This is a genomic window from Kocuria sp. p3-SID1428, from assembly GCF_025149945.1.
Lineage (GTDB): Bacteria > Actinomycetota > Actinomycetes > Actinomycetales > Micrococcaceae > Kocuria.
In genome coordinates this window covers 47696-68610 of sequence record NZ_JALXVH010000006.1, presented here as the reverse complement: position 1 = coordinate 68610, position 20915 = coordinate 47696, and the positions used below count along the sequence as shown (strand labels likewise).

The 20915-nt window shown below is 71.7% G+C and carries 19 protein-coding genes; 7 read left to right on the top strand and 12 right to left on the bottom strand.

Translation table 11 applies throughout. The features are described 5' to 3' along the window. Nucleotides 1-60: 60 nt before the first annotated feature. Entirely contained in the window at nucleotides 61-822 is a 762-nt protein-coding gene (locus M3E84_RS02705; protein ID WP_259894465.1) for an isoprenyl transferase, read from the bottom strand. Nucleotides 823-1081: 259 nt separating this feature from the next. Here M3E84_RS02705 and M3E84_RS02700 point away from each other — a divergent pair, with 259 nt between their 5' ends. Continuing rightward, the gene (locus M3E84_RS02700; RefSeq protein ID WP_259894464.1) at nucleotides 1082-1900 is read left to right on the top strand and encodes a hemolysin III family protein; all 819 of its coding nucleotides are present in this window, start codon (nucleotides 1082-1084) and stop codon (nucleotides 1898-1900) included. A 36-nt stretch (nucleotides 1901-1936) separates the two neighbouring features. On the opposite strand, the gene M3E84_RS02695 is transcribed toward M3E84_RS02700, so the two are convergent. Together M3E84_RS02695 and mca are read right to left on the bottom strand one after the other, a co-directional pair. Continuing rightward, complete coding sequence (locus tag M3E84_RS02695) at nucleotides 1937-2305, bottom strand: hypothetical protein (RefSeq protein WP_259894463.1); 369 nt, start codon at nucleotides 2303-2305, stop codon at nucleotides 1937-1939. A 57-nt stretch (nucleotides 2306-2362) separates the two neighbouring features. Then, on the bottom strand, nucleotides 2363-3286 hold the full coding sequence (gene mca / locus M3E84_RS02690) for a mycothiol conjugate amidase Mca (protein ID WP_259894481.1): 924 nt from the start codon (nucleotides 3284-3286) through the stop codon (nucleotides 2363-2365). Between the two features lie 194 nt (nucleotides 3287-3480). Here mca and M3E84_RS02685 point away from each other — a divergent pair, with 194 nt between their 5' ends. Together M3E84_RS02685 and greA are read left to right on the top strand one after the other, a co-directional pair. After that, a complete protein-coding gene (locus tag M3E84_RS02685; protein ID WP_259894462.1) occupies nucleotides 3481-3912 on the top strand; it encodes a DUF4307 domain-containing protein in 432 nt (143 codons plus the stop codon). Between the two features lie 230 nt (nucleotides 3913-4142). Then, the gene (gene greA, locus M3E84_RS02680; protein WP_259894461.1) at nucleotides 4143-4649 is read left to right on the top strand and encodes a transcription elongation factor GreA; all 507 of its coding nucleotides are present in this window, start codon (nucleotides 4143-4145) and stop codon (nucleotides 4647-4649) included. Between the two features lie 93 nt (nucleotides 4650-4742). On the opposite strand, the gene ilvA is transcribed toward greA, so the two are convergent. Together ilvA and M3E84_RS02670 are read right to left on the bottom strand one after the other, a co-directional pair. Further along, entirely contained in the window at nucleotides 4743-5990 is a 1248-nt protein-coding gene (gene ilvA / locus M3E84_RS02675; RefSeq protein WP_259894460.1) for a threonine ammonia-lyase, read from the bottom strand. Nucleotides 5991-6180: 190 nt separating this feature from the next. Beyond that, nucleotides 6181-7731: an AI-2E family transporter gene (locus M3E84_RS02670; RefSeq protein ID WP_259894459.1), complete on the bottom strand. Its 1551-nt coding sequence runs from the start codon at nucleotides 7729-7731 to the stop codon at nucleotides 6181-6183. Nucleotides 7732-7907: 176 nt separating this feature from the next. Between M3E84_RS02670 and M3E84_RS02665 the strand changes: the two genes are divergently transcribed. After that, nucleotides 7908-8510: a hypothetical protein gene (locus tag M3E84_RS02665; RefSeq protein WP_259894458.1), complete on the top strand. Its 603-nt coding sequence runs from the start codon at nucleotides 7908-7910 to the stop codon at nucleotides 8508-8510. Nucleotides 8511-8601: 91 nt separating this feature from the next. On the opposite strand, the gene M3E84_RS02660 is transcribed toward M3E84_RS02665, so the two are convergent. The 5 genes from M3E84_RS02660 to galU all read right to left on the bottom strand — a co-directional run bounded on the left by M3E84_RS02660 (nucleotide 8602) and on the right by galU (nucleotide 14036). Then, nucleotides 8602-9438 (bottom strand): Bax inhibitor-1/YccA family protein, encoded by an 837-nt coding sequence (locus M3E84_RS02660; RefSeq protein WP_259894457.1) that lies wholly within the window; start codon nucleotides 9436-9438, stop codon nucleotides 8602-8604. Between the two features lie 152 nt (nucleotides 9439-9590). Continuing rightward, nucleotides 9591-11336 carry a CYTH and CHAD domain-containing protein gene (locus M3E84_RS02655; RefSeq protein ID WP_259894456.1) on the bottom strand — a complete coding sequence of 582 codons (1746 nt, stop codon included), beginning with the start codon at nucleotides 11334-11336 and terminating at the stop codon, nucleotides 9591-9593. A gap of 128 nt (nucleotides 11337-11464) precedes the next feature. Further along, complete coding sequence (locus M3E84_RS02650; RefSeq protein WP_259894455.1) at nucleotides 11465-12319, bottom strand: hypothetical protein; 855 nt, start codon at nucleotides 12317-12319, stop codon at nucleotides 11465-11467. Nucleotides 12320-12474: 155 nt separating this feature from the next. Then, a complete protein-coding gene (locus tag M3E84_RS02645; protein WP_259894454.1) occupies nucleotides 12475-13110 on the bottom strand; it encodes a GNAT family N-acetyltransferase in 636 nt (211 codons plus the stop codon). Then, the gene (gene galU / locus M3E84_RS02640) at nucleotides 13107-14036 is read right to left on the bottom strand and encodes a UTP--glucose-1-phosphate uridylyltransferase GalU (RefSeq protein ID WP_259894453.1); all 930 of its coding nucleotides are present in this window, start codon (nucleotides 14034-14036) and stop codon (nucleotides 13107-13109) included. The genes M3E84_RS02645 and galU overlap by 4 nt, the downstream gene beginning before the upstream one ends. A 207-nt stretch (nucleotides 14037-14243) precedes the next feature. On the opposite strand from galU, the gene M3E84_RS02635 reads away from it, so the two are divergent. The 3 genes from M3E84_RS02635 (at nucleotide 14244) to M3E84_RS02625 (ending at nucleotide 16509) form a co-directional block, all read left to right on the top strand. After that, the gene (locus M3E84_RS02635; protein ID WP_259894452.1) at nucleotides 14244-14930 is read left to right on the top strand and encodes a 5-formyltetrahydrofolate cyclo-ligase; all 687 of its coding nucleotides are present in this window, start codon (nucleotides 14244-14246) and stop codon (nucleotides 14928-14930) included. A 102-nt stretch (nucleotides 14931-15032) separates the two neighbouring features. Next, entirely contained in the window at nucleotides 15033-15332 is a 300-nt protein-coding gene (locus M3E84_RS02630) for an FmdB family zinc ribbon protein (RefSeq protein WP_259894451.1), read from the top strand. Between the two features lie 148 nt (nucleotides 15333-15480). Next, nucleotides 15481-16509 carry an SAF domain-containing protein gene (locus tag M3E84_RS02625; RefSeq protein ID WP_259894450.1) on the top strand — a complete coding sequence of 343 codons (1029 nt, stop codon included), beginning with the start codon at nucleotides 15481-15483 and terminating at the stop codon, nucleotides 16507-16509. Here the strand turns inward: M3E84_RS02625 and M3E84_RS02620 are convergent. Further along, nucleotides 16478-16699, bottom strand: a complete 222-nt coding sequence (locus M3E84_RS02620; RefSeq protein WP_259894449.1) for a hypothetical protein — start codon at nucleotides 16697-16699, stop codon at nucleotides 16478-16480. The two genes, M3E84_RS02625 and M3E84_RS02620, sit on opposite strands and share 32 nt — an antisense overlap. Next, the gene (locus M3E84_RS02615) at nucleotides 16696-20883 is read right to left on the bottom strand and encodes a hypothetical protein (protein WP_259894448.1); all 4188 of its coding nucleotides are present in this window, start codon (nucleotides 20881-20883) and stop codon (nucleotides 16696-16698) included. The genes M3E84_RS02620 and M3E84_RS02615 overlap by 4 nt, the downstream gene beginning before the upstream one ends. Nucleotides 20884-20915: the final 32 nt, after the last annotated feature.

Here is a 20915-nt window from a genome sequence, read left to right as displayed (position 1 = left end):
GCCGCAGCGGCGGCGTCAGGCGGGATGCGGACAGGGCGAGGACGGACCCGCCCGCGCTGATCAGCCGCCGAAGCGGCGGTGCCGGTTCGCGTAGTCGCGCAGCGCGCGCAGGAAGTCCACGTAGCGGAAGTCCGGCCACAGCGCCTCGCAGAAGTGGTATTCCGAGTACGCCGACTGCCACATCAGGAAGCCCGAGAGCCGCTGCTCCCCCGAGGTTCGGATCAGGAGGTCGGGGTCCGGCTGACCGCGGGTGTAGAGGTGCTCGGAGATGTCATCGGCGCTCAGGTGCTGAACCAGCTGCGCCACGTCCTCGCCGCGCTCGAGGGCTCCGGCGAAGATCTCGCGCACGGCATCGACGATCTCCTGGCGTCCGCCGTAGCCGACCGCGATGTTCAGATGGGGGCCGTCATTGCCGACAGTGGCGCGCTCGAGCTCGCGGATGCTGCCGCGCAGGTCGTCGGGCAGCATCTCGAGCGCACCCACCGCCTGGACCTGGCACAGGCTGCGGGTCTGCAGCGAGCTCATCAGCTCGGCGATGATCTCCAGCAGCGGCCCGAGCTCCTCGGCAGGGCGCTTGAGGTTCTCGGTGGACAGAACATAGAGCGTGACATGCGGGATCTCCAGGTCCCGGCACCAGCCCAGGAACTCGATGATCTTCTCGGCACCGGCGCGGTGGCCGTCTGCGGTCGAGCCCCCGGACTGCTCCGCCCAGCGCCGGTTGCCGTCCACGAGCACCCCCACGTGGCCGGGCAGCTGCTCGGGCGGCAGCGCCGCCTCGAGCCGCTGCTCGTACAGGCGGTACAGCGGGCGGGTCCTGGACACGCAGCCCCTCCATCTGGCGGTTCGACCCGAGCCGTGCGGCCCGGACCCTGATCTGCCCCGCACGATGCCCCGAGGATCGGCGACGGCGCTGTCCCAAAGATAGCGCGGGGATGCCGCTCGGGCGGCGCATCTGCTGCCTCTTGCGCCCCGTCCTGCCCTGGCAGCGCACTCACCCAGCTCGATCGCAGCCCAGCGCCCTAGCATGGTAGGTGTCCGTGACATATCCGCGGATCATCACAGCACGTCGCCGGGAGGCAGCATGTCACCGCACACCGCCGAGGCACCGCAGGACGCTCGGCCGCAGGGGTCCCAGGACCAGGATCTCCAGGACCGCGACGACGGCGCCCGCCGTTCGCGTGCGCGCAGGCGCAGCCGCCTCGAGCTGCCCGTCGTGACCCGCTCCGTGGCAGGATCCCGGCTGCTGTCGCGGCTGGGATTCACGGAGCAGCATCCCCCGGTCGAGCGCAAGCCGCTGATGCGCGGCTGGATCCATGCCGCCTTCACCCCGGTGGTGTTCGTCCTGGGGCTGTTCAGCGTGCTGCTGGCACCGAGCCTGGAGCTGCGGATCGCCTGCGCCGTCTTCGGGGTGAGCGGACTGCTGCTGTTCGGGGTCTCCGGGATCTACCACCGCAGCTACTGGTCCCCCGGCGTCACCGGCTTCCTGCGCCGGTTCGACCACTGCAACATCGCGCTGCTGATCGCAGGCACCTACACGCCGCTGGCGATCGCGCTGCTCGAGGACCCGCGGGTGCTGCTGATCATCATCTGGTCATGCGCGGCGGGACTGATCGCCTTCCGCCTGCTGTGGATGAGCGCCCCGCGCTGGCTCTACACGCCGCTATACATCGTCATGGGCTGCATCGCGGTCGCCTACCTGCCGGTCTTCTGGCCCGTGAGCCCCGGGGCCACCGTGCTGCTGGCGGTCGGCGGCGCGGCGTACATCGCAGGCGCAGTGGTCTACGCGCTGAAGCGCCCGGCGATCGCACCGCTGCACTTCGGCTTCCACGAGGTCTTCCACGCGTGCACCGTCATCGGCTTCGTGTGCCACTGGAGCGCGATCGTGGTCGCGATGCCCTGAGCCGCGTCTCCTGCGCAGATCCGCCCCACGGGGGCCTCAGGAGCCCCCGTGGGGTCGTTCCTGATCTCGGGCCGAGTCGGCTCGCTCGTGCGCGCCCGGCGGGGCGCCGGGCGCGTCGGCGGTGGTCGCGGCGCCTTCGGCGCGAGGGTCGCCAGAGGATGCCCCGGAGGGCTGGACCACGGCCCCGGACTCGGCCTCCTCCCGGGCTCGGGCGTAGTCGGCGCGGTAGCGCAGGCGACGCTGACGGCGCACCATGTCGACGATCAGCACCACGACCACGGCGACCATCACGAAGGTGATCAGGAAGCCGATCAGACCGGGGCTGACCTGCTCGGCCTCCAGGCCGGGGCGCAGCTCACCGGAGTCGGTGGCATCGTTGTAGTTCTGCAGCGGCAGGCTCAGCATGGAAGTGGGGTCTCGTCTCTTCGAAGGTCTCGGGCAGCTGTGCAGGGCGCGGGGCCCTCAGATCTGCCAGGTGGGGGCGTCCTCGGGATCCGGCTGGATCTCGTCCACGATGCCGGTGAACAGGCAGGTCTCCGGCAGCGCGGCGCTCACCCGGGTCTCGGCCCTGACGTAGTCCTCCCACGGCCAGGCGGCGGCCTGGTCCTGCGGGGACATGGCGAAGAACCAGGACTCCGGGGCCACCTGGGTCGCGTGCGCCCGCAGAGCGTCGTCGCGCACCGGGAAGCAGTCGGCGCAGTGCACCTTGGTGGTGGTGACGTGCTGGTTCGGCGCGGAGTCGTTGCCCTCCGTGTCGCGGGCCTCGAGCCGTCGGGCGATGCGCTCGGCGAACGGGGACTCCAGGCCCTTGGCCCTCAGCGCCTCGTGCAGGGCCTGGAGGCGGTCCAGGTCGAAGGCGCGGTCGTAGTAGAGCTTCAGCGGCTGCCAGGCCTGCCCCAGCTCGGGCATGTGCTCGGGGTCCCCGGCCTTCTGCCACGCGCGCATGGCCACGTTGTGGGTCTGGATGTGATCGGGGTGCGGATAGCCGCCGTTCTCGTCGTAGGTGAGGATCACGTGCGGGCGGAACTCGCGGACCAGCCGGATGAGCGGGGCGGCGGCCCGATCCACCGGCTGCAGCGCGAAGCACGCCGGCGGCAGCGGGGGCAGCGGGTCCCCCTCGGGCAGTCCGGAGTCCGTGTAGCCGAGCCAGCGGTGGCGGATGTCCAGGGCCTCAGCCGCCCGGGCCATCTCCTGACGGCGGTAGCCGGCCAGATCTCGGCGCGCGTGGGCCACGGAGTCCATGGCGGTGTTGAGGATCGAGCCGGACTCTCCGCCGGTGCAGGTCACCACCATGACCTCGACCCCCAGCCGACGGTAGTGGGCCATCGTGGCGGCCCCCTTCGACGACTCGTCGTCGGGGTGGGCATGGACGGCGAGCAGACGCATGTCGGAGTACGAAGGCAAGATCCCGGGATCCTTTCCGATGGGAGCGCAGGCACGCAGCGGCAGTGCTCAGCGGACGGGGCTGCCGGCGACAGGCCGACAGCATTCACTGCGAGGATCCTACGCGCCTCGACTGGGCCTTCCCTCGGTGCTCCGTCCCGTCCCCGGCCTCCCCCGGCGGCACTAGACTGGGGCGCATGCCGCACACGAGACAGCCCGCAGCCGCGAGCCGGAACTCGACACTGCAGCAGCGCTACGACCTCCGCCCGCGCCGCCGCCTGAGCGCCCGTGCTGGCTGGGGCCTGATCGGGGCCGCGCTGCTGGCGGCCACTCTGCTCGTCGTGTGGATCGTGCAGGGCCAGTCCAGCGCCCCGACCTCCAAGGACGTGGGCTTCGACCTCCTCTCCACGGCAGAGGTCACCGCCGACTTCGAGGTCACGAGGGACCCGGACCGGGCGGTGCGCTGCGGGATCGAGGCCCTCAACCAGGACTGGGCCGTCGTGGGGTATGAGGAGATCACGCTGCCTGCGGATCCACAGGCTGAGCGCACGAGCGCCCATCGCCTGGCCATCCGCACCACCAATCCGGCCACCACGGCCCGGGTCGACAGCTGCTGGAACCTGGACTGATCCCCCGGCCGGAGCGCTGCACATGTCGTCAACGCGATCATGGATGTGCTGAAGATCGCACCCTTTCCGATACGATGAGCCTCCTGCCTGATCCGCTGCACCCGCATCCCCCGGGATCCGGAGTCCGGCACCCGACAGGCAGCGGCACCGCCCCGAGGGGCCGCAGAGGGCCGCACCCCCGGCCGCGGCGCAGTGCCGGCAAGACCACCGCAGACAGAGAGAAGAGCACCGTGTCCGAGACCCCCGAGACCGAGGGCGCCTGGCTCACCCAGGAGGCCTACGACCGCCTCAAGAAGGAGCTCGACCACATCTCCGGGCCGTACCGCCAGGAGATCGTCGACCGTATCGAGGCGGCTCGCGATGAGGGCGACCTCAAGGAGAACGGCGGCTACCACGCCGCGCGCGAGGAGCAGTCCAAGAACGAGGGGCGCATCCAGCAGCTGACCAGCCTCCTCGAGAACGCCAAGGTGGGCGAGTTCGCCGAGGACAACGGCGTCGTCGAGGCCGGCATGATCGTCACGGCCAAGGTCGCCGGCAACGAGATGACCTTCCTGCTCGGCTCCCGCGAGGTCGCCGAGGACCTCGTCGGGGACTCCGACCTGGAGGTCTACTCCGCGCGCTCCCCCATGGGCTCTGCGATCACCGGCCACAAGGCCGGCGACACGGTGAGCTACGAGGCTCCCAACGGCAAGTCCATCGAGGTCGAGATCCTCGAGGCCAAGCCCTTCCGCGGCTGATTCCACCCGCGCCGAAGGCGCCGTCTCCCGCTCGGGAGACGGCGCCTTCGTCGTGCCGAACGGCCCCGGGGGCGAGCCGGGGGACCGCTCGGCTCAGTGCACGACGACGGGTTCGTAGCCCTCCGCCTCAAGAGCCTCGATCACGGCGCGCGAGTGCTCGTGGCCCTTGGTCTCCATATCGATCGTGATGGAGACATCGCCCATGGACAGCGAGCCGCCGATGCGGGTGTGATCCACACCGGTCACGTTGGCATCCAGCCCCGAGATGATCCCGGAGATGCGGGTCAGCTCGCCGGGGCGATCCACGAGCATCATCTTCAGGGTCTGATAGCGCCCGGCTGCGGCCAGACCGCGCTGGATGACCTTGAGCATGAGCATGGGGTCGATGTTGCCCCCTGAGAGCACCACGACCGTGGTTCCCAGGTCGCCATGGACCTCCTGGAGGCTCCCGTCGAGCAGGGCTGCCACGCCCACCACACCGGCAGGCTCGACCACGAGCTTGTTGCGCTCGAGCAGGAAGATCAGTGCCTCGGCCAGGCGGTCCTCCGAGACCGTCACGATGTCCTCGACGAGGTCGCGGATGATCTCGAAGGGGAGCTCTCCGGGCTGGCCCACGGCGATGCCGTCGGCGATGGTGGAGACCCGGTCCAGGGAGACGATCGCATCCCCGGCCAGCGACGGCGGATAGGCGGCCGCGTTCTCGGCCTGCACGCCGATCAGACGCACCGGGCGCCCGCCCCGGGCGGCCTTGGCCTTCAGGGCCACGGCCAGACCGGCGAGCAGCCCTCCGCCGCCCACCCCCGTGAGCACCGTGTCTACCTCCGGGACCTGCTCGAGGATCTCGAGGCCCAGGGTGCCCTGACCGGCCACGATCTCCGCGTTGTCGAACGGGTGGATGAAGACCATGCCGGATTCCTCGGCCACTCGCTTGGCCTCGGCCAGCGCCTCATCGACCCTCGAGCCGAAGAGCACCACCTCCGCGCCATGGTCCTGGGTCGCGGCGATCTTGGGCAGCGCAGCCACGCGCGGCATGTAGATCCGCGCGCGGATCCCGAGCTGGCTGGCCGCCAGCGCCACGCCCTGAGCATGGTTGCCCGCCGAGGCGGCGATGACGCCGCGGGCCTTCTCCTGATCGGACAGCCCCGCCATCCGCACGTAGGCCCCGCGGGCCTTGAAGGATCCCGCCCTCTGCAGGTTCTCGGCCTTGAGCCACACCTCGGAACCCAGCTCCCGCGACAGCGCCCGGGAGTGCGCCACAGGGGTCCGCTCGATGATCCCGTCGAGCATCCGCGCGGCGCGCTCGATGTCCTCGAGCCGGACGGGAAGCTCGGACAGCGACATGGGGTCCTCCTGAACGTGGGTGCTGCGACATCCAATGGACGTGCTCGGCGCCGGTGCGGGCCGCCATCCATCCTAGGACGAGGCGAAAGGCCGCTCCGACACCGCATGCGGTGAAGGAGCGGCCTTTCGCAGGCCCCGAGGGGCGAGTCCGGCCGACGCGGTCGCGGCCAAGTTCCGACGGCGCCCCCGGTCAGCCCCGGCGGGAGTCCCCGGGGCCGTCCGCGCCCTCGGTGCCGTCCTGCTCGGGCGGGGTCGGATCCTCGTCATCCGCTCCCGCGATCACCCGGTCCCCCGGCGACCCCGCACCGACGTCCTCTCCCAGTCCCTGGGGCATGCGAGCCGCCTGCGTCTGCTCGAGCTCGCCGGGTTCCTGAGTGGATTTGGCCTGCGGGGTCTCGGCGTCCTTGGAGACGTCGTGGTGCTCCTTCTGGCGGGCATGGCGACGGCGCTCGGCCTCGGAGACTCGCTCGGCCGCCTCGAGGGCACGATCGCGCTCGCGCTGGGTGACGTCCTTCTCGGCCTCCTTGTTCCGAGACTTCGCCTCCTCGTTGCGGCGAGTGCGGCTGAAGCGGCGGAACTGCTGGAGCACCTCCTCGCGCGTGAGCTCCTTGGCCTTGGCCTTGCGTCGTATCTCCCACGGGTACAGATAGGGCTGCCAGGCGATGTCCGGATCGTGCTCCCACGCCCTGCTGGAAAGATAGCGGACCACGGAGTTGACCATGGCCAGCAGCGGCACCGCGAACAGCGCGCCCAGGATGCCCGCGACGACGGAGCCCGCGGCCACGGCCAGGAACACCGCCAGCGGGTGCAGGGAGACCGCCTGGCCCATGATCAGCGGCTGGAGGACGTTGCCCTCGAGCTGCTGCACGATGATGACGACGGCCAGCATGCCCAGTGCGGCCATGGGGCCGTTGGCGACCAGCGCGACGAGCACGCCGATCGCGCCGGTGACCACAGCACCCACGAGCGGGATCCACGATCCGATGAACACCAGGATCGCCAGCGGCACCGCCAGGGGCACGCCCAGGACGAACGCGCCCAGGCCGATGCCCACGGCGTCGATGAACGCCACGAAGCCCTGCACGCGCACGTACTGGCCCAGCGAGATCCAGGCCTTGCGGCCCGATCCGTTGACTGCCGCCTGCGCCGGCCGGGGGAACAGCTTCACGATGAACAGCCAGATCCGCTCCCCGTCGGCCAAGAAGAAGATCAGGGTGAAGACCATGATGAAGAAGCCGGTGAGGAAGTTGCCGGCCGTGGCGCCGAAGGACATGGCACCCGAGGCGATCTCGCCCGAGTTGGACTGCAGCCAGCTCACGCCCTGATCCACCAGCTCGTTGAGCCGATCCGTGGAGAAGTCGAAGGGCAGGTCCTCGATCAGGCCGATCAGCGCGTTCACTCCGGCCATGGCCGAGTCGCTGAGCTGGCTGAAGCCGGAGATCATCTGCTGCCCGGCCAGACCCAGCAGACCGAACACGACCAGGAACAGGGCCAGGATCGAGCTCAGCGAGGCCAGGATGGCAGGAAAGCGCAGTCGCCGCAGGGCCTGGGTGACGGGAGAGATCAGGCTCGCCACGAGTGCTGCGAGCAGCACCGGGATCAGCACGGTCGTCACGGCCCCGAGCAGGCGTCCCAGCACGTAGATGCCAGCGATGACGGCGATGATGCGCCAGGACCAGGCCGCGGCCACGCGCACGCCGGCGGGAACGCTCTGGCCGTCGCTCACGCCGACTGCGGGCATCTGGACTTCTGCCCCGCGCCGACGTTCGGGCGAGGATCCGGTGGTTGATGTCATGGGCTTCATCATGACACCACTCGGGCAGCTCCTGCGTCAGAACAGGCAGTGGCCTTCGCTGTGTTCGCCCCGGATTCTGCGATCCACTGGGGCGCACGACCCGAAGGTGGGATGATGACCCCATGGCCGCTCCGTTCCTGAGAATCCTGTCCCAGCGTCGACGCGCCGCCACACTGCTCCCCGAGGCTCCCGCGCGCGCCGAGCTGGAGCAGATCGTCCGGGCTGCTGCGGGTCGGCCCGCGCCCGAGGACCCCTCTGGCTGGCGCCTGATCGCCACCACCCGTGCGCAGGCCCCGCAGCTGGCCGCTGCGCTGTCCGGGCTGCGCTCCCTTCCGGACATCGGCGACGGAAGCGCCCCGCTGAAGGGCAAGCAGCTGCGACGCCTGGCGGCCTTCCGCGGCTCGCTCGCCTTCGCCATGCGCGGGGGCATGGCCCTGGCCCTGGTCTTCCGTCCCGACGACGCCGCACAGCTGTCCCGCAAGCGCCAGCGCCTCGAGGCGCACGCCGCGCACACCGTGCTGGAGGCGGCGCTGTGCGGCGCCGGCTGGGGCGTGCAGTGGGCGCCGCGCGAATCGCCCGATCAGGAGGTCCTGCACGACTACTACGGCCTCTCGGAGCGCGAGGAGATCCTGGGCTGGCTGTTCATCGGGCGCGTCCCCGTCGAGGAGACCCGCCTGGCCAATGCGACACGCAGGCCGCGGGTCCCGCTCGAGTTCCTCGACTGAGCATGGAGACCGCAAATACCCGGCCCCGCCGCGAAGGATCGCGACGGGGCCGGGTCATGGTCTGTGCGGCAGCGCTGCTGCCCGCGCGGACTCAGTCGTTGCTGTTGAACAGCGCCAGGATGCGCAGGATCTCGACATAGAGCCAGATCAGGGTGACGGTCAGGCCGAAGGCCGCGGACCAGGCGTACTTGGCCGGCACTCGGCCGATGCCGTTGCGGATGTTCTCGTAGTCGAGCACCAGCGAGTACGACGCCAGCAGGATGGCGATCCCGCCGATGAGCAGACCCAGCGGAAGGTCGGTGCCCGGGATGTTGACGTCCGAGCGCATGTTGAAGTCGGCGAAGACCGACAGCCCCAGGTTGACCAGGCCGAACACCAGGTAGCCGAGCATGGCGACCAGCACGATCTTGGTCAGGACGGGGCTGGAGCGCAGGATGCCCATCTGGTTGAGCACCAGCACGACCGCGGCCACCCCCAGAGTGCCGATGACGGCCTGGACCACGATGCCCTGGTAGGCGCTGGCCTCCATCATCATGGACAGTCCGCCCAGGAACGCGCCCTCCGCGGCGGCGTAGGCCATGATCAGCACGGGCGAGGGCTCGCGCTTGAAGGCGTTGACCAGACCGAGCACCAGGCCGATGATCGCACCCGGGACGGCCAGTGCCGGCACGTACCAGCCCACGACCGCCATGACGATCACTGCCCCCAGGGTCATGGAGGTGCGCATGACGACATCGGTCATGGTCATGCGACCGGTCTGCGCGGGGCCGGCGGTGGGCTGGTCGTACATGCCCTGAAGCTTGTCCGCAGTGGCCGTCTGACCGGCGCCTCCGGCGTAGTCGTAGATGCGGCCGTTCTGCTCGTACTGGCCCTGCTGGGGCCGGGCGCCCTTCTGGGCGCCGAAGTCACGGAGCATGGGATTGCTCATGCAATCGTCCTTTCCTGTGCCCGCATCTGTCCTGTGGGGCAGTCGAGGGCGGTCGTGGAACAGCTGCGCCCAGGCTAGCAGTCGCAGCTGAGGCCTTCCTGGGCCGTCCCCCGAGGGCGAACGGCCCAGGTGCGGCCTCGATCGGCAGAGGCTCAGTCCTGGCCCTCGAGCTGGTCGAAGAGCTCCTCCAGGATCAGGACGCTGTCCTCGCTCGAAGCCTCGAGCAGTGCCTGCTCCCGGCCGTGCAGGATGCCCACGCCGTAGCGGTCGCCGCCCTTGCGCGCCAGCGAGCGCGCCGCCGAGGCGTACCACGCCTCCATGACCCGGCAGTCCATGAGGTCTCCGCAGGTCTCGAGGTATCCCTTCGCGATGGGCAGGATCGAGGCCTGGGACTTGCGGGCTCGCAGCGAGGTGACCTCGAACAGCTCCGCTCCGAAGCTGAGCAGGCGCAGGGCGCGGCGCACGGCGTGGACGTGGACCAGGACGTCGTCGAGCTCCACGGTCGCGGCGGGCACGGGACCCAGGTCCCTGACGGAGTCCAGCCAGCGCTCGGTCATGCGGGAGCCGAGCTTCTTGGGCGTGTGCTCGGCGGCGGAGTCGCTGAGCCGTGCCCGGCCCAGCATCTCGGCCAGGGCTCGCAGCGACTCCTGGTGTGCGTTCGAGAGCAGACGACGGCGCGCGGTCGCGGCCTGGGCCTCGCGGGCTTCGCGGGCCATGGTCATCAGGTGCGCAGCGGCCGAGCGGGAGAGGGCCGCCCCGGCGTCCTGTGCGCGCAGCGGCAGCAGCTGCTCCACGACCTCGGCATCGCGCAGCGCCGAGAGCTCCTGACTCATCTCGCGCACGATCTGAGCTGCCTCTGCCGCCGCCTGGGGATCCGCCAGGTCCGGGCCCAGGCCGATGAGCAGGGCCTCGCAGCCGCGTGCCGCCCGGCGCAGGCCGTGGACGGCATGCTCGGCGCCGACGCGCACCAGGAAGTCCAGCCACTGGATCTGCCGGACGGCCTCGACGAGCGCGGACTGGACGATCTGCTCGGTGCTGGGCTCGGGAGCCGGAGCCTCCTCGGCCCTGCTGAGCTCAGCCTTCTCGGCCTTCTTGACCTTGTCCTTCGAGGACTTCTTGGCCTTCTTGGACTGGTTCTTCGAGGACTTCCCGCCGCCGTCCTTCTTGCCCTTCTTCTGCTTCTTGCTCTTCGACGAGGCCTGCCCGCCATGGTCGTCGGAGGAGTCGTCCTCCCCTGACCCCGACAGCTGCTCGCCGTCGGGGCCGAGCACCGTGACGGCCTCGGCATCGTCCTCGGCGCCCAGGGTGCGCGCGATCTTGGCTGCAGAGGCGGAGGGGCGCAGCCCGGACGCCAGCAGCACGGTCTCGATCTCGTCGAAGACGGCCTGCGGGTCTGCGTCGGTGCCGTTGACCAGCTCGACCTCGTGCTCCTGCCAGACTCGGGTGATGCCCGTGGCGGACTCGGTGCCGCGGACATCATCCAGGCAGATCTCGGCCACGCGGCCGTGGTCGGGGTCATGGACCTGCAGCACCTGGCGCTCGTTGCGCAGCACGGCCAGGGGTTCCAGGGGCTGGGCCTCGAGCAGACCCGAGATCAGCTGGCGCATCTGCGCCGGCAGCCGGTCGGCCGTGCGCAGCAGCGGCACGTGGACCTCGTGCTTGACGCCGTCGGCGCGGAACTTCAGGTGCCACCCCTCATCCGGGCCGCCGCGACGACGGCGCAGGGCCAGTCCGAAGTCGGCCAGGCTGCCTGCGGCGGTGTCGTAGTACGTGGCTTCCAGGGAGCGGACGGTCGGCTCCGGCTCGACGCGCAGGCGCGGCAGGTCCGCCCACACGGGTTCGGCTCCTGCGGGCACCTCGTACTTGCGCTCGATCTCGGGCTGGGTGCTGGGGGTCATCGCCGGATCTCCTCTCGGGAGGTCGTGGAGGTGCTGAGGCTTCGGTGGCGGGAGGACGCAATGTCAGCGGCCGCCTCGCTCGATGGCGATGCGGCCGATGACGTCCTCGAAGGTGTGCTGGGCGGCGATCAGGCTCGGCGACGCGACAGGACGTCGTCGAGATCGATCGAGGCGGCAGGGCGCTCGGTCTGCGGCTGCGGGGCCTGGGCGGCCTCGCGCAGAGGGCGCCCGGAGGACTTGGGTGCGACCGGGGCCTGCATGGGCTCGACGCTCGGACGCGGTGCCACGGCGACGCGGGTGTAGGTGGGCTTGGGCACCGCGACGGGCTCCCAGGTCTGCCCGCGACCCTGCGAGGACTCCTCGGCCACGCGACGGGCGACGGCACGCAGCTCCTCGTGCGTGGGCACGAGCGGGTCAGATGCCGCGGTGCGCACGCCCGCCGGACGGTCCGCGGGGCGCTGCTGCGGCGCGCGCGGCGGGACGTACGCAGCGGCCGCGGCCGGGCGGACAGCCGCCTGGCGGGACTGCTCCTCGTCCTCGAAGCGCAGGTCCTCCAGGAACTCCTGGTCCTCGGGAAGATCCAGATCCTGGCGATCCGCACGCACGCGGCGCTCGGTCTCCCGGGCCACGTGCTGCTCGTTGTCGAACAGGGCGAGGTCGCCAGCGGCGGCCTGATCCGACGGGGTCTCGTGCGCGGCCCGGGCGGCGACCCGGCGGTCACCGCCGTGGGCCGTCGCTGCGGAGGCAGGCGCGGCGGCGCGCTCCTGATCCGCGACGTAGACGAGCGCTGCGATGCTGCCCGCGCCCAGCAGGAGCAGGAAGACCGGCCAGGGCCAGGCCACGGCGGTGAAGGGGCTGAGAATCCCCAGCACGACAGCCAGGGTCAGGGTCACGACGCCCAGGAGGAACACGGAGGTGCGATCCCACCTGATCTCCAGGCCGTCGAAGACGCCGCCTGAAGGCTGGGTGTCGCTGCTCGGCATCTTCCGGGCTCCTCGGCTCACTGGTGCTGTAGCGGTTCATCTGGCGCCGATTCCGCTGCATGGCGACGCGGTCGGACGGCACTGCCAGGTGCTGCGGACCATGGTCCCATACTCCGCCCGGAATGTGTCGCAGCGAAGCGCCGTGCCAGACAGCTTCAGCTCTCCACGACCAGCGGCTGGGCGGTGCCGGTGAAGCGCCCCACCAGGCCCTCCGACGCGAGCTCCGGAGCCGTCAGCGCGAAGCTGCGGTGGTCGCTCCACCGCCCTGCGATGTGCAGGTAGTCCCGGCGCAGCCCCTCGTCGCGGAAGCCGAGCTTCTCCACGATGCGCAGCGATGCCGCGTTCTGCGGCCGGATGTTGATTTCGACGCGATGGAGTCGGCGGTGCTGGAAGCAGTAGTCCACCGCCATCGCGACCGCCATGGGCGCGATCCCGCGGCCCGCGCACGAGCCGTCCACCCAGTAGCCGATCGAGGCGCTTCGAGCCGCTCCGCCCGTGATCGACGAGACGGCGAGCTGGCCCACGAGAGGCCAGGTGCCGTCGGGGCGCCGCTCCGTGATGACCCACGGAAGGCTGCGCCCCGCCCGTGCCTCCCGATCCTGCTCTCGCACGAAGCGCCGGAACGACGGCAGCGGCTGCGAGGGATCCGGGCTCGTGGCCTCCCACGGCTCCAGCCAGTCCTTGTTCTCCCAGCGCACGGCGTCCCACTCGCCGCGATCCCGCCTCAGGAGCGGGCGCACGCGCAGGTCGCCCCAGCGCAGCCGCACGGGCCATTGAACCCGTGAGCTCACGCCCGGTCGGCGTCGTTGCCCTCGAGGCCCTTGGCGAACTCGATCAGCCATGCGCGCAGGTCCGGGCCGAGGTCCTCGCGCTCCGAGGCGATGGTGACATTGGCCTTGAGGTAGGACAGCTTGTCGCCGGTGTCGTAGCGGCGCCCGCGGAAGACGACGCCGTACACGCCGCCGCCCTCGCCCTCCTGGGTGGCCAGCTCGGCGAGGGCGTCGGTCAGCTGGATCTCGTCGCCGCGGCCGGGCTCCGTGTGCTCGAGCACCTCGAAGACGCCCTGGTGCAGGACGTAGCGCCCGATGATCGCGAGGTTCGACGGCGCCTCGGAGGGCTCCGGCTTCTCGACCAGGCCGTTGACCCGGACGTAGTCCTCGCCCTCGACCGCGGTGACATCGGCGCAGCCGTAGGCTCCGATGCTCTCCTGCGGGACCTCGAGCAGGGCCACGACGGAGCCGCCGGTGCGCTGCTGGACCTCGATCATCTCGGAGAGCAGGTCCTCCTTCTCGTCGATGAGGTCATCGCCGAGCAGCACCGCGAACGGCTCGTCGCCCACGTGGGTCTTGGCGCGCAGCACGGCGTGGCCCAGGCCCTTGGGATCGCCCTGGCGCAGGTAGTGCAGATCGCCGAGCTCTGAGGCGTGCTCGACGGCTTCGAGCAGCTCGTCCTTGCCGGACTCTTTGAGCTGAGCCTCCAGCGCCGGGATGCGATCGAAGTGGTCCTCGAGAGCGCGCTTGGACCGGCCCGTGATCACGAGCAGGTCACTCAGCCCGGCGTCGACGGCCTCCTGCACGACGTACTGGATCGCGGGGCGATCCACGACGGGCAGCATCTCCTTGGGAGTGGCCTTCGTGGCGGGCAGGAAGCGGGTTCCCAGCCCGGCGGCGGGCAGGACGGCCTTGCGAACGGTGGGCTTGGGGTTCTCGGTGCTCATGCAGGAAGGCTACCGGAACGGCGTACGCAGGCCTCGGGTGGGCAGCATCACCCCGAACGACGTGTCCGCCGCCCGGTGTCCCCAACGACGGGGTTCAGCGCTCCCACCTGGGGCAGCCGCGCCCCCGCCTCCTGTGTCACCCCGCGCCCGAGGCGGCGCCCCGGCAGTCAGCTCCATATCGGATTTCATGGAGGTCGGCCCCAGAGTGTGGACACGAACGAGGACTTCATGAACTGCCATGATGAGCCCATGACCGGCTCCGTCACTGCTCAGGCGAGCGACAGCGCAGCCCGCGAGGCCAAGCGCGCGCTGCGCCGACGGCTGCGCGAGGACCGTGCCGCGACCTCGCAGCTCACGCGCGACCACCAGGCCGCCGGGTTCGCCGCGGCGCTCGATCGGCTGCTCTCCCTGCACCCCGAGGGCCCCGTGCTCGCCTTCCTGCCGCTCCCCCACGAGCCCCCGCTGACGGAGGCCCTGCGCGAGCTGATGACGCGTCGCAGCGTGCTGCTGCCGGTGACCCAGCCGGAGCGCAGCATGCTGTGGACTCGGTGGCTTCCCGCCACGTCGTTCGCCCGCTCCGGCCCCGGAGGCCTGCCCGAACCCGTGGGTCCGATGGCGCAGCCTCCCGCCGATCTCGGCCTGGTCCTGGTTCCGGCTCTGGCCGTCGATGCCGGCGGCCTGCGTCTGGGCATGGGCGGCGGCTTCTACGACACCTTCCTGCAGCGCCTCGGCCCTGAGGTGCCCGCCGCGGCCTGCGTCTTCGCCCGCGAGGTCCTGCCCCTGGGCTCGGTCCCCGTGCAGCCATGGGATGCCCGGCTCCCGCTGGCTCTGACCGAGACCGGACTGATCGAGCTGAAGGGCCCACGCGGCGGCGAGGACGGCGCGGGCACATAGAATCGAGGCCGATCCGAGGCCGCAGCAGCCCTCTGAGCGGCCGTCGCTGCGGTCCGCGCCCTCGGCACGCACCGTGCCCCACTCCGTCCGGAAGGTCTTCCCATGCCCGTCTATGCCTACAAGTGCAAGAGCTGCGGCCACCAGCTCGAGGTCCGCCAGTCCTTCTCGGACGCCCCGCTGAGCGAGTGCCCGCAGTGCGGCGGCGAGCTGCGCAAGCAGTTCAACTCGGTGGGCGTCGTGTTCAAGGGATCGGGCTTCTACCGCAACGACTCCCGCTCCGGCGGATCGTCGCCCTCGGCCACCTCCGGGTCGGGCTCCGCCGGCTCCAGCTCGTCGGGATCGGGCTCCGCCGGATCCGGCTCCTCGGGATCGGGTTCGTCGGGGTCGGGCTCCTCGGACTGAGCCCTGAGCGGATCTGGACTTCGCGCTGCCGGTTCCACCAGCCGCGGGGGCTCCACAGCCTGCGCATCGCAGCCCGGGTCCGGTCGGCGGTGCACGAGCACCGCAGCGGTCGCCGCGCTGAAGACGAGGCACCGCCTACCGTGCCGGCATGACGACTCGACGGGGCACGGCCCCCTCCCCCGTCCGCCGCGCCCGAGGCGGCGGACGCGCCACGGCGCGGACACGGCCCCGTGCGATTCCACGGCGGGCGCGCTATCCGCTGGGCGTCACGGTGCGCACGGCGCTGTCGCGCCGTCGGCGCCTGATCGCCGCGGTGCTGTTGAGCGTCGCCGCAGCCATCGCGGTGCTGCAGCTCAGCCCCGCCTCCGAGCGCACCGCGCCCACGATCGTGGCGGCTCGTGCCCTGGGGGCCGGCACCGTCCTGTCTGCCGATGACCTCCGCGTGGCCGACTACCCGGTCGCGCTGGTCCCGGGGGGCTCCTCGGCAGAGCTTTCGGAGACCGGACTCGCCGCGGCCGACGACACCCTGGACTCCGCCGGGACCGACCAGCCCGGCGCGCTCGCCTCACCCGTCGAGACGACGGTCCAGGAGCCGGCGGAGGCGCACCAGCAGATCGAGGCATGGGTCGGGCGCACGCTGGCCGTCGCCGTCGTCGAAGGACAGCCGCTGACCGGTCCGTCGGTGCTGGGACCGGACCTGCTCTCCGGCCAGCCGCCCGGCACCACCGCCGTCACGATCCGCGTGGCCGATCCCGCTGCGCTGACCCATGTGCGCCCGGGCCAGCACGTGGACCTCATCCGCTCGGACTCCGATCCGCTGGCCATCCAGCCGAACGCCTCCGGCGACGAGGACAGAGACGCCGACCGGACCGACGACGACCCGGCCGGGGCAGCTGGTCGCGCAGCCGAGGAGCCCGAGCAGACCGATGCCGGCGAGAGCACCCTGCGGGTGGCCGCGCAGCTGCCGGTGCTGTGGGTGGCCGATCCGGCAGCCCCGGCCGAGGGCCTGCTCGCCTCGACCCCTCAGGTGCAGGACGACCTGCTGGTCGTGGGCGCAGACCCTGCCACGGCCGAGCGCCTCGCTGCGGCCGGGGAGGGCCAGCTCGTGCCCGTGCTCGTGGCTGCCCCCTCTCAGGCGGCGCCGCTCAGCCCCAGTGAGGAGGCCGCTGAGCGCTGAGCCAGTCCTCGCGCCGGGCGTCGTCCGAGACCTCGTCCGGGGTCTCGGGAGTGGGCTCCGGCGCTCGGAAGGACGAGGCGCCGCGCTGCTGCGGGCCGCCGCTGCCGGAGTCCTGCCCGTGCACCGGGCTGCCGCCGACCGCCCGGCGTGTGCCGCGCGCTCGGCGCTGCGGAGGCTGCTGTCGACTCACGGCCGAGCTGCGGGCCCGGAGCCGGTGGAGCCGTCCGACCCGGAGGCGCCTGAGGTGTCGTCGCCGGCCGGCAGCCCCAGATAGCGGCAGATCAGCCCGGCCACGGCATCCGGCTGGGTGAAGACCTCGATGGTCCACAGGGTCAGGTGGTTCCAGCCGCTGCGCTCGAGCTGCTGCGGGCGCAGCCGCGAGCGCTCGCGCACGGACATGCGGGCCACCTGCTCGGTGCCGTCGGAGACCACGGCCACGGGGATGCGCACCGGATCGCCGCTCGGGCGCTGCCCCACGACCGCACCGGCCGACAGCGATTCCGAGGTCTCGGACCAGGCGACCAGGTCGATCGCGTCCTCATGGTGGTGGCGCACCGCCGCACCGCGCTGCACCAGGCGCCGGGAGAGGTCCTGGACCAGGGCGTCCTCGTGGACGGCGGCATCGGCCAGCTCCATGGGATCGTGCACCAGGACCGGCTGTGCTGCGGGCTCGCCCGCCGCCGCGCCGTCCTCCTCGGCACCGGAGGTCTCGGTGTGGTCGTCCCTGCGGGAGGGCTCGGCGGCCCCCACGAGCGAGAGGTGCGGGCGCTGGGGACGATCCTGCACCTGCTGCGAGGACTCGTCCGCAGCAGCGCTGCGCGGCTCGTCGTCCGACTCGGTCGAGTCCGTTCCGGGCTCCTGGCGACCCGAGTCCGCCGGGGAAGCTTCCTCCGCCTGGGCCTTCTGGGCGAGCAGCGGCTCGTCGGCCGCGCCGACGCGGACGTGTCCCGCCTCCTCGATCCGCAGCAGCAGGCGGTGCAGATCGCGGGCGCCGTGGTGCAGCGCACTGGGTTCGAGCTCCTCGGGGCGGATGGAGGAGACCACGATCGTGTTCAGCCGCGAGCGCGTCAGGCCCAGCACGAAGCCCCGGCGGCCGTCGCGGTCCGAGAGCTGCCCCAGGTAGGGCAGCACGCGATCATGATCGGTGCGCCCGAAGCCCAAGCTGAAGATCACGGTGTCGCGCTGCAGCCCCACGGCCCGGTGCAGATCCACCACGCGGAAGGACTCGGGCCCCGGGCGGAAGAACCCCGCGAGCTCGGGGCGCTGACCCAGCACGGCGCTCACGCCCTGGGCGACCCGCGCGGCATGGCGGGCGCTCGGGGTCACCACGGCCAGCGAGCGCTGCGGGTGCAGGCGAGCATGGCGGATCACGAGCTGGACCACGCGGCGCACCTCGGCGTTCGGGGACTGCACGCCCTCGTGCCCGGCTGCCAGCTCCCCGTAGCCGTCGGCGACGTACTCGACCTCCAGCCGGGAATCGCCCTCGGTGAGCGCACCGCCGGCCGGCAGGCGCGTGAGCCGGCCCTCGTAGAAGTCCTCGTTGAGCTGATCGAACAGGCGGGCATCCATGTCGCGGTAGAGCACCCGCAGCTGACGGCGATCGACGACCCGCGAGAGCGCGTCGAAGGCGGAGTCCACCTCGGCCACCGGCCCGGAGGCCTCCCCCGTCATGGGGGCCACCGTGAAGGGCTGCGGTCTCCCCAGCGCGGGATCGCCGAAGACGATCACCTGGCTGGCCCGCGTCACCGCGGGCAGCACGGCGGCCAGCGGGGTGGACTCCCCGTCCAGGACCACGACGGCGTCGATCTCGAGGTCATCGGGAAGCGCTGCCGAGAGCACGAGCGGGCTGGCCGTCCACACCGGGGCCAGTGCCCGAGTGAGGTCCCCGCAGGCCTTGAGCAGCTGCGGCAGAGGGGCGCTGCCCTGGCGCAGCATGTCGCGCAGCTGCCCGGCTGCCTCCGGCTGCTCCTGCAGCAGGGCTCGCCAGCGCTGGGCCTGCGCCCAGATCAGGCGCTGCGGCCCGGAGGAGATGTGCGCCGAGTCGGCCCGGCGGAAGTCCTGCTCCGCCCGGCGCAGGCTCGAGCCGTCGGTCATGGGCAGCAGGCCGTCGTCGGCGGCCATGGCCTCCAGCGAGGACTGCCACCAGGCCAGGTCGAACTCCTCGGCCACCCGGTGCCCGGGCACCCGCCGCGAGGTCAGGTCCTCGACGAACTCTCCGAGGCCGCGATCGCGCAGCCCCTCGAGCAGAAGGGTCCGCTCGGGAATGGTCTCCAGGTTGGCCTCGTCGTCGATCAGCGCGGTGAGCACCTCACGCAGCTCGGCGACGTCGAGGTCCATCAGCCCGGCACCGGTGCGCGAGCCCTCCAGGGCGATCATCAGGCCCTCGAGATCCTCGAGGAAGCGCTGCTGGATCTCGGCGACGTCGTCGACCGCATCCGAGACCTCGGGCTCGTCGATCGTGGTGGACCAGGAGCGCCAGCGGTCGCGCTCGGACTGGACCTTCACCAGCGAGGCGTGCAGGTCCGAGAGGTGGACTCCCGGCCGGATGTACTCCTTGGCCGCCTTGCGCAGCCGCGAGCGCTGAAGCCCGGACATCTCGATCGCGTGGTCGCGGCGCCAGGACGAGGCCGCCGTGGCCGCGATCAGATCAGTCACGGGCCGGTCGAAGATATCGGGGGTGAAGGAGCGCAGGGAGGACTGGATCTCCTGCAGCAGTCGCAGCTGCTGGCCCCACTCGGGGATCGTGGCCCCGGCGCGCATGCCGGAGACAGAGAGCACCGTGCGCATACCGGTCTCCAGGGTGGTCAGCTCGAGCAGCAGCGATTGGGCCAGGTGCCGGGCCTGGCGGGTCTCCTCGTCGTTGACCAGGCGCGCGCCCTCCCAGGGCCCGTCGAGGGTCGCAGCGTCGAAGGCCCCGAGCTCGGCGGCGCGCTCGAGCTGGCGGGTGATCTCGGCGCGGTGGGCGGCGGCGTCGAGCACGCCGCGGGAGAACCGCACCCGGGTCGTGGGCCCGTCCGGGCGCGAGGTGAGCTCGGCCAGTGCCTGCATGGCCTGATACGCCGAGGCCTCCACGCGCGGGCGCTGGCGGTGCAGGGCCTCCATGTGCCCGGCCAGCAGGTCGCGCACGGAGCGCAGCCGGTTGTGCAGGGCCCGCAGGTCCGGCTCCTGGGCGCGCTCGGCGCGGGTGATCGACTCGACCAGCTGCTCGGCGACATCCTGGCCCGTCAGGTGCGAGCCCAGCTGCAGCACTGACGACGACAGCCCGAGCATCTCGAAGCCGCGGTGGAAATCGGCCAGCGCGGCTCGTCGCTCCCCCAGCACGAGCACGGAGCGACCCTGGGCCACGAGCGCGCCGACCGTGTTCACGGCGGTCGCGATCTGGCCGGTGCCGGGTGCCGCAGTGACCACGAAGGAGTCGCCCTGCGTGGCCAGGTCCACGACCTCCTGCTGCGAGCTGTCCGCATCGAGCAGCAGCAGCTCGGAGTCGGGGTCGCGCTGATCCAGCGGCGCGGAGCGGTTGTGCAGCGGCCGCGGCTGCGGGATCTTGCCCACGGCGGTGGACTTCAGCCGCGCCAGATCGCGGATCACCTCCGTGCGCACCGGCACGTGCTCATCGGCGGGACGGTCGTGCAGGTCCGCGAACGTGGAGACCAGCAGGCGGTGCTCCACATGCATCCCCGGGACCTCCGAGGCGACCATGCGCAGAGACTCGAGCACCGGCGCCGGATCCAGGCGGCGCGTGCCGTAGGCCAGCCGGGAGATCTCCCCGGTGGACAGGTCCACCCCGTGATCGGCCAGCAGCCGCCGGACCATGGCCGGATTCAGCTGGGCCGGCCCGACGAGCTGCAGGTCGAAGTCATCGCCGTCCGCGCGCGGGCGGATGGTCACCGGGGCCAGCAGGACCGGGGCGATGAACCGCCGCTGGCTCGCCTGCCGATCACCGTGGCCGCGCTCGCCCGTCTCATGCGCGCCGTGGGCCTCCTCCGCGCGCTGGCGCGGCTCGGCCTGCAGCCAGGACGCGGTGCCCGCGGCCAGGTAGGCGGCATCGAGTCCGTGCTGGGCGGAGAGCTCGTGGATCTTGGTGCGCAGGATCCGCGCGGCGCGCGAGGCCCGCTGCAGCCCCGCTGACTCGCGCATGATCGTGGACAGGCGCGTGGGCCGGCCCATCATCAGCTGCGCCTGCCCGGAGGAGTTGGCCTCGGTGAGGTCGATGCAGACATTGTCGACCTGATTGAAGTCCAGCAGCGTGTCCGGACCCGTGTAGGCATCCATCTGCCGCGTCCAGGCCTGCAGCGAGACGGTCTGCTGGTCGCTGCGGGGGGAGGCTGCGGAGCCGTGCGGACCGGGGGCTCCGGACTCGGACGAGGGGGACATGCTTCTCCTAGTGGATGACCGCCGCGGCCCGG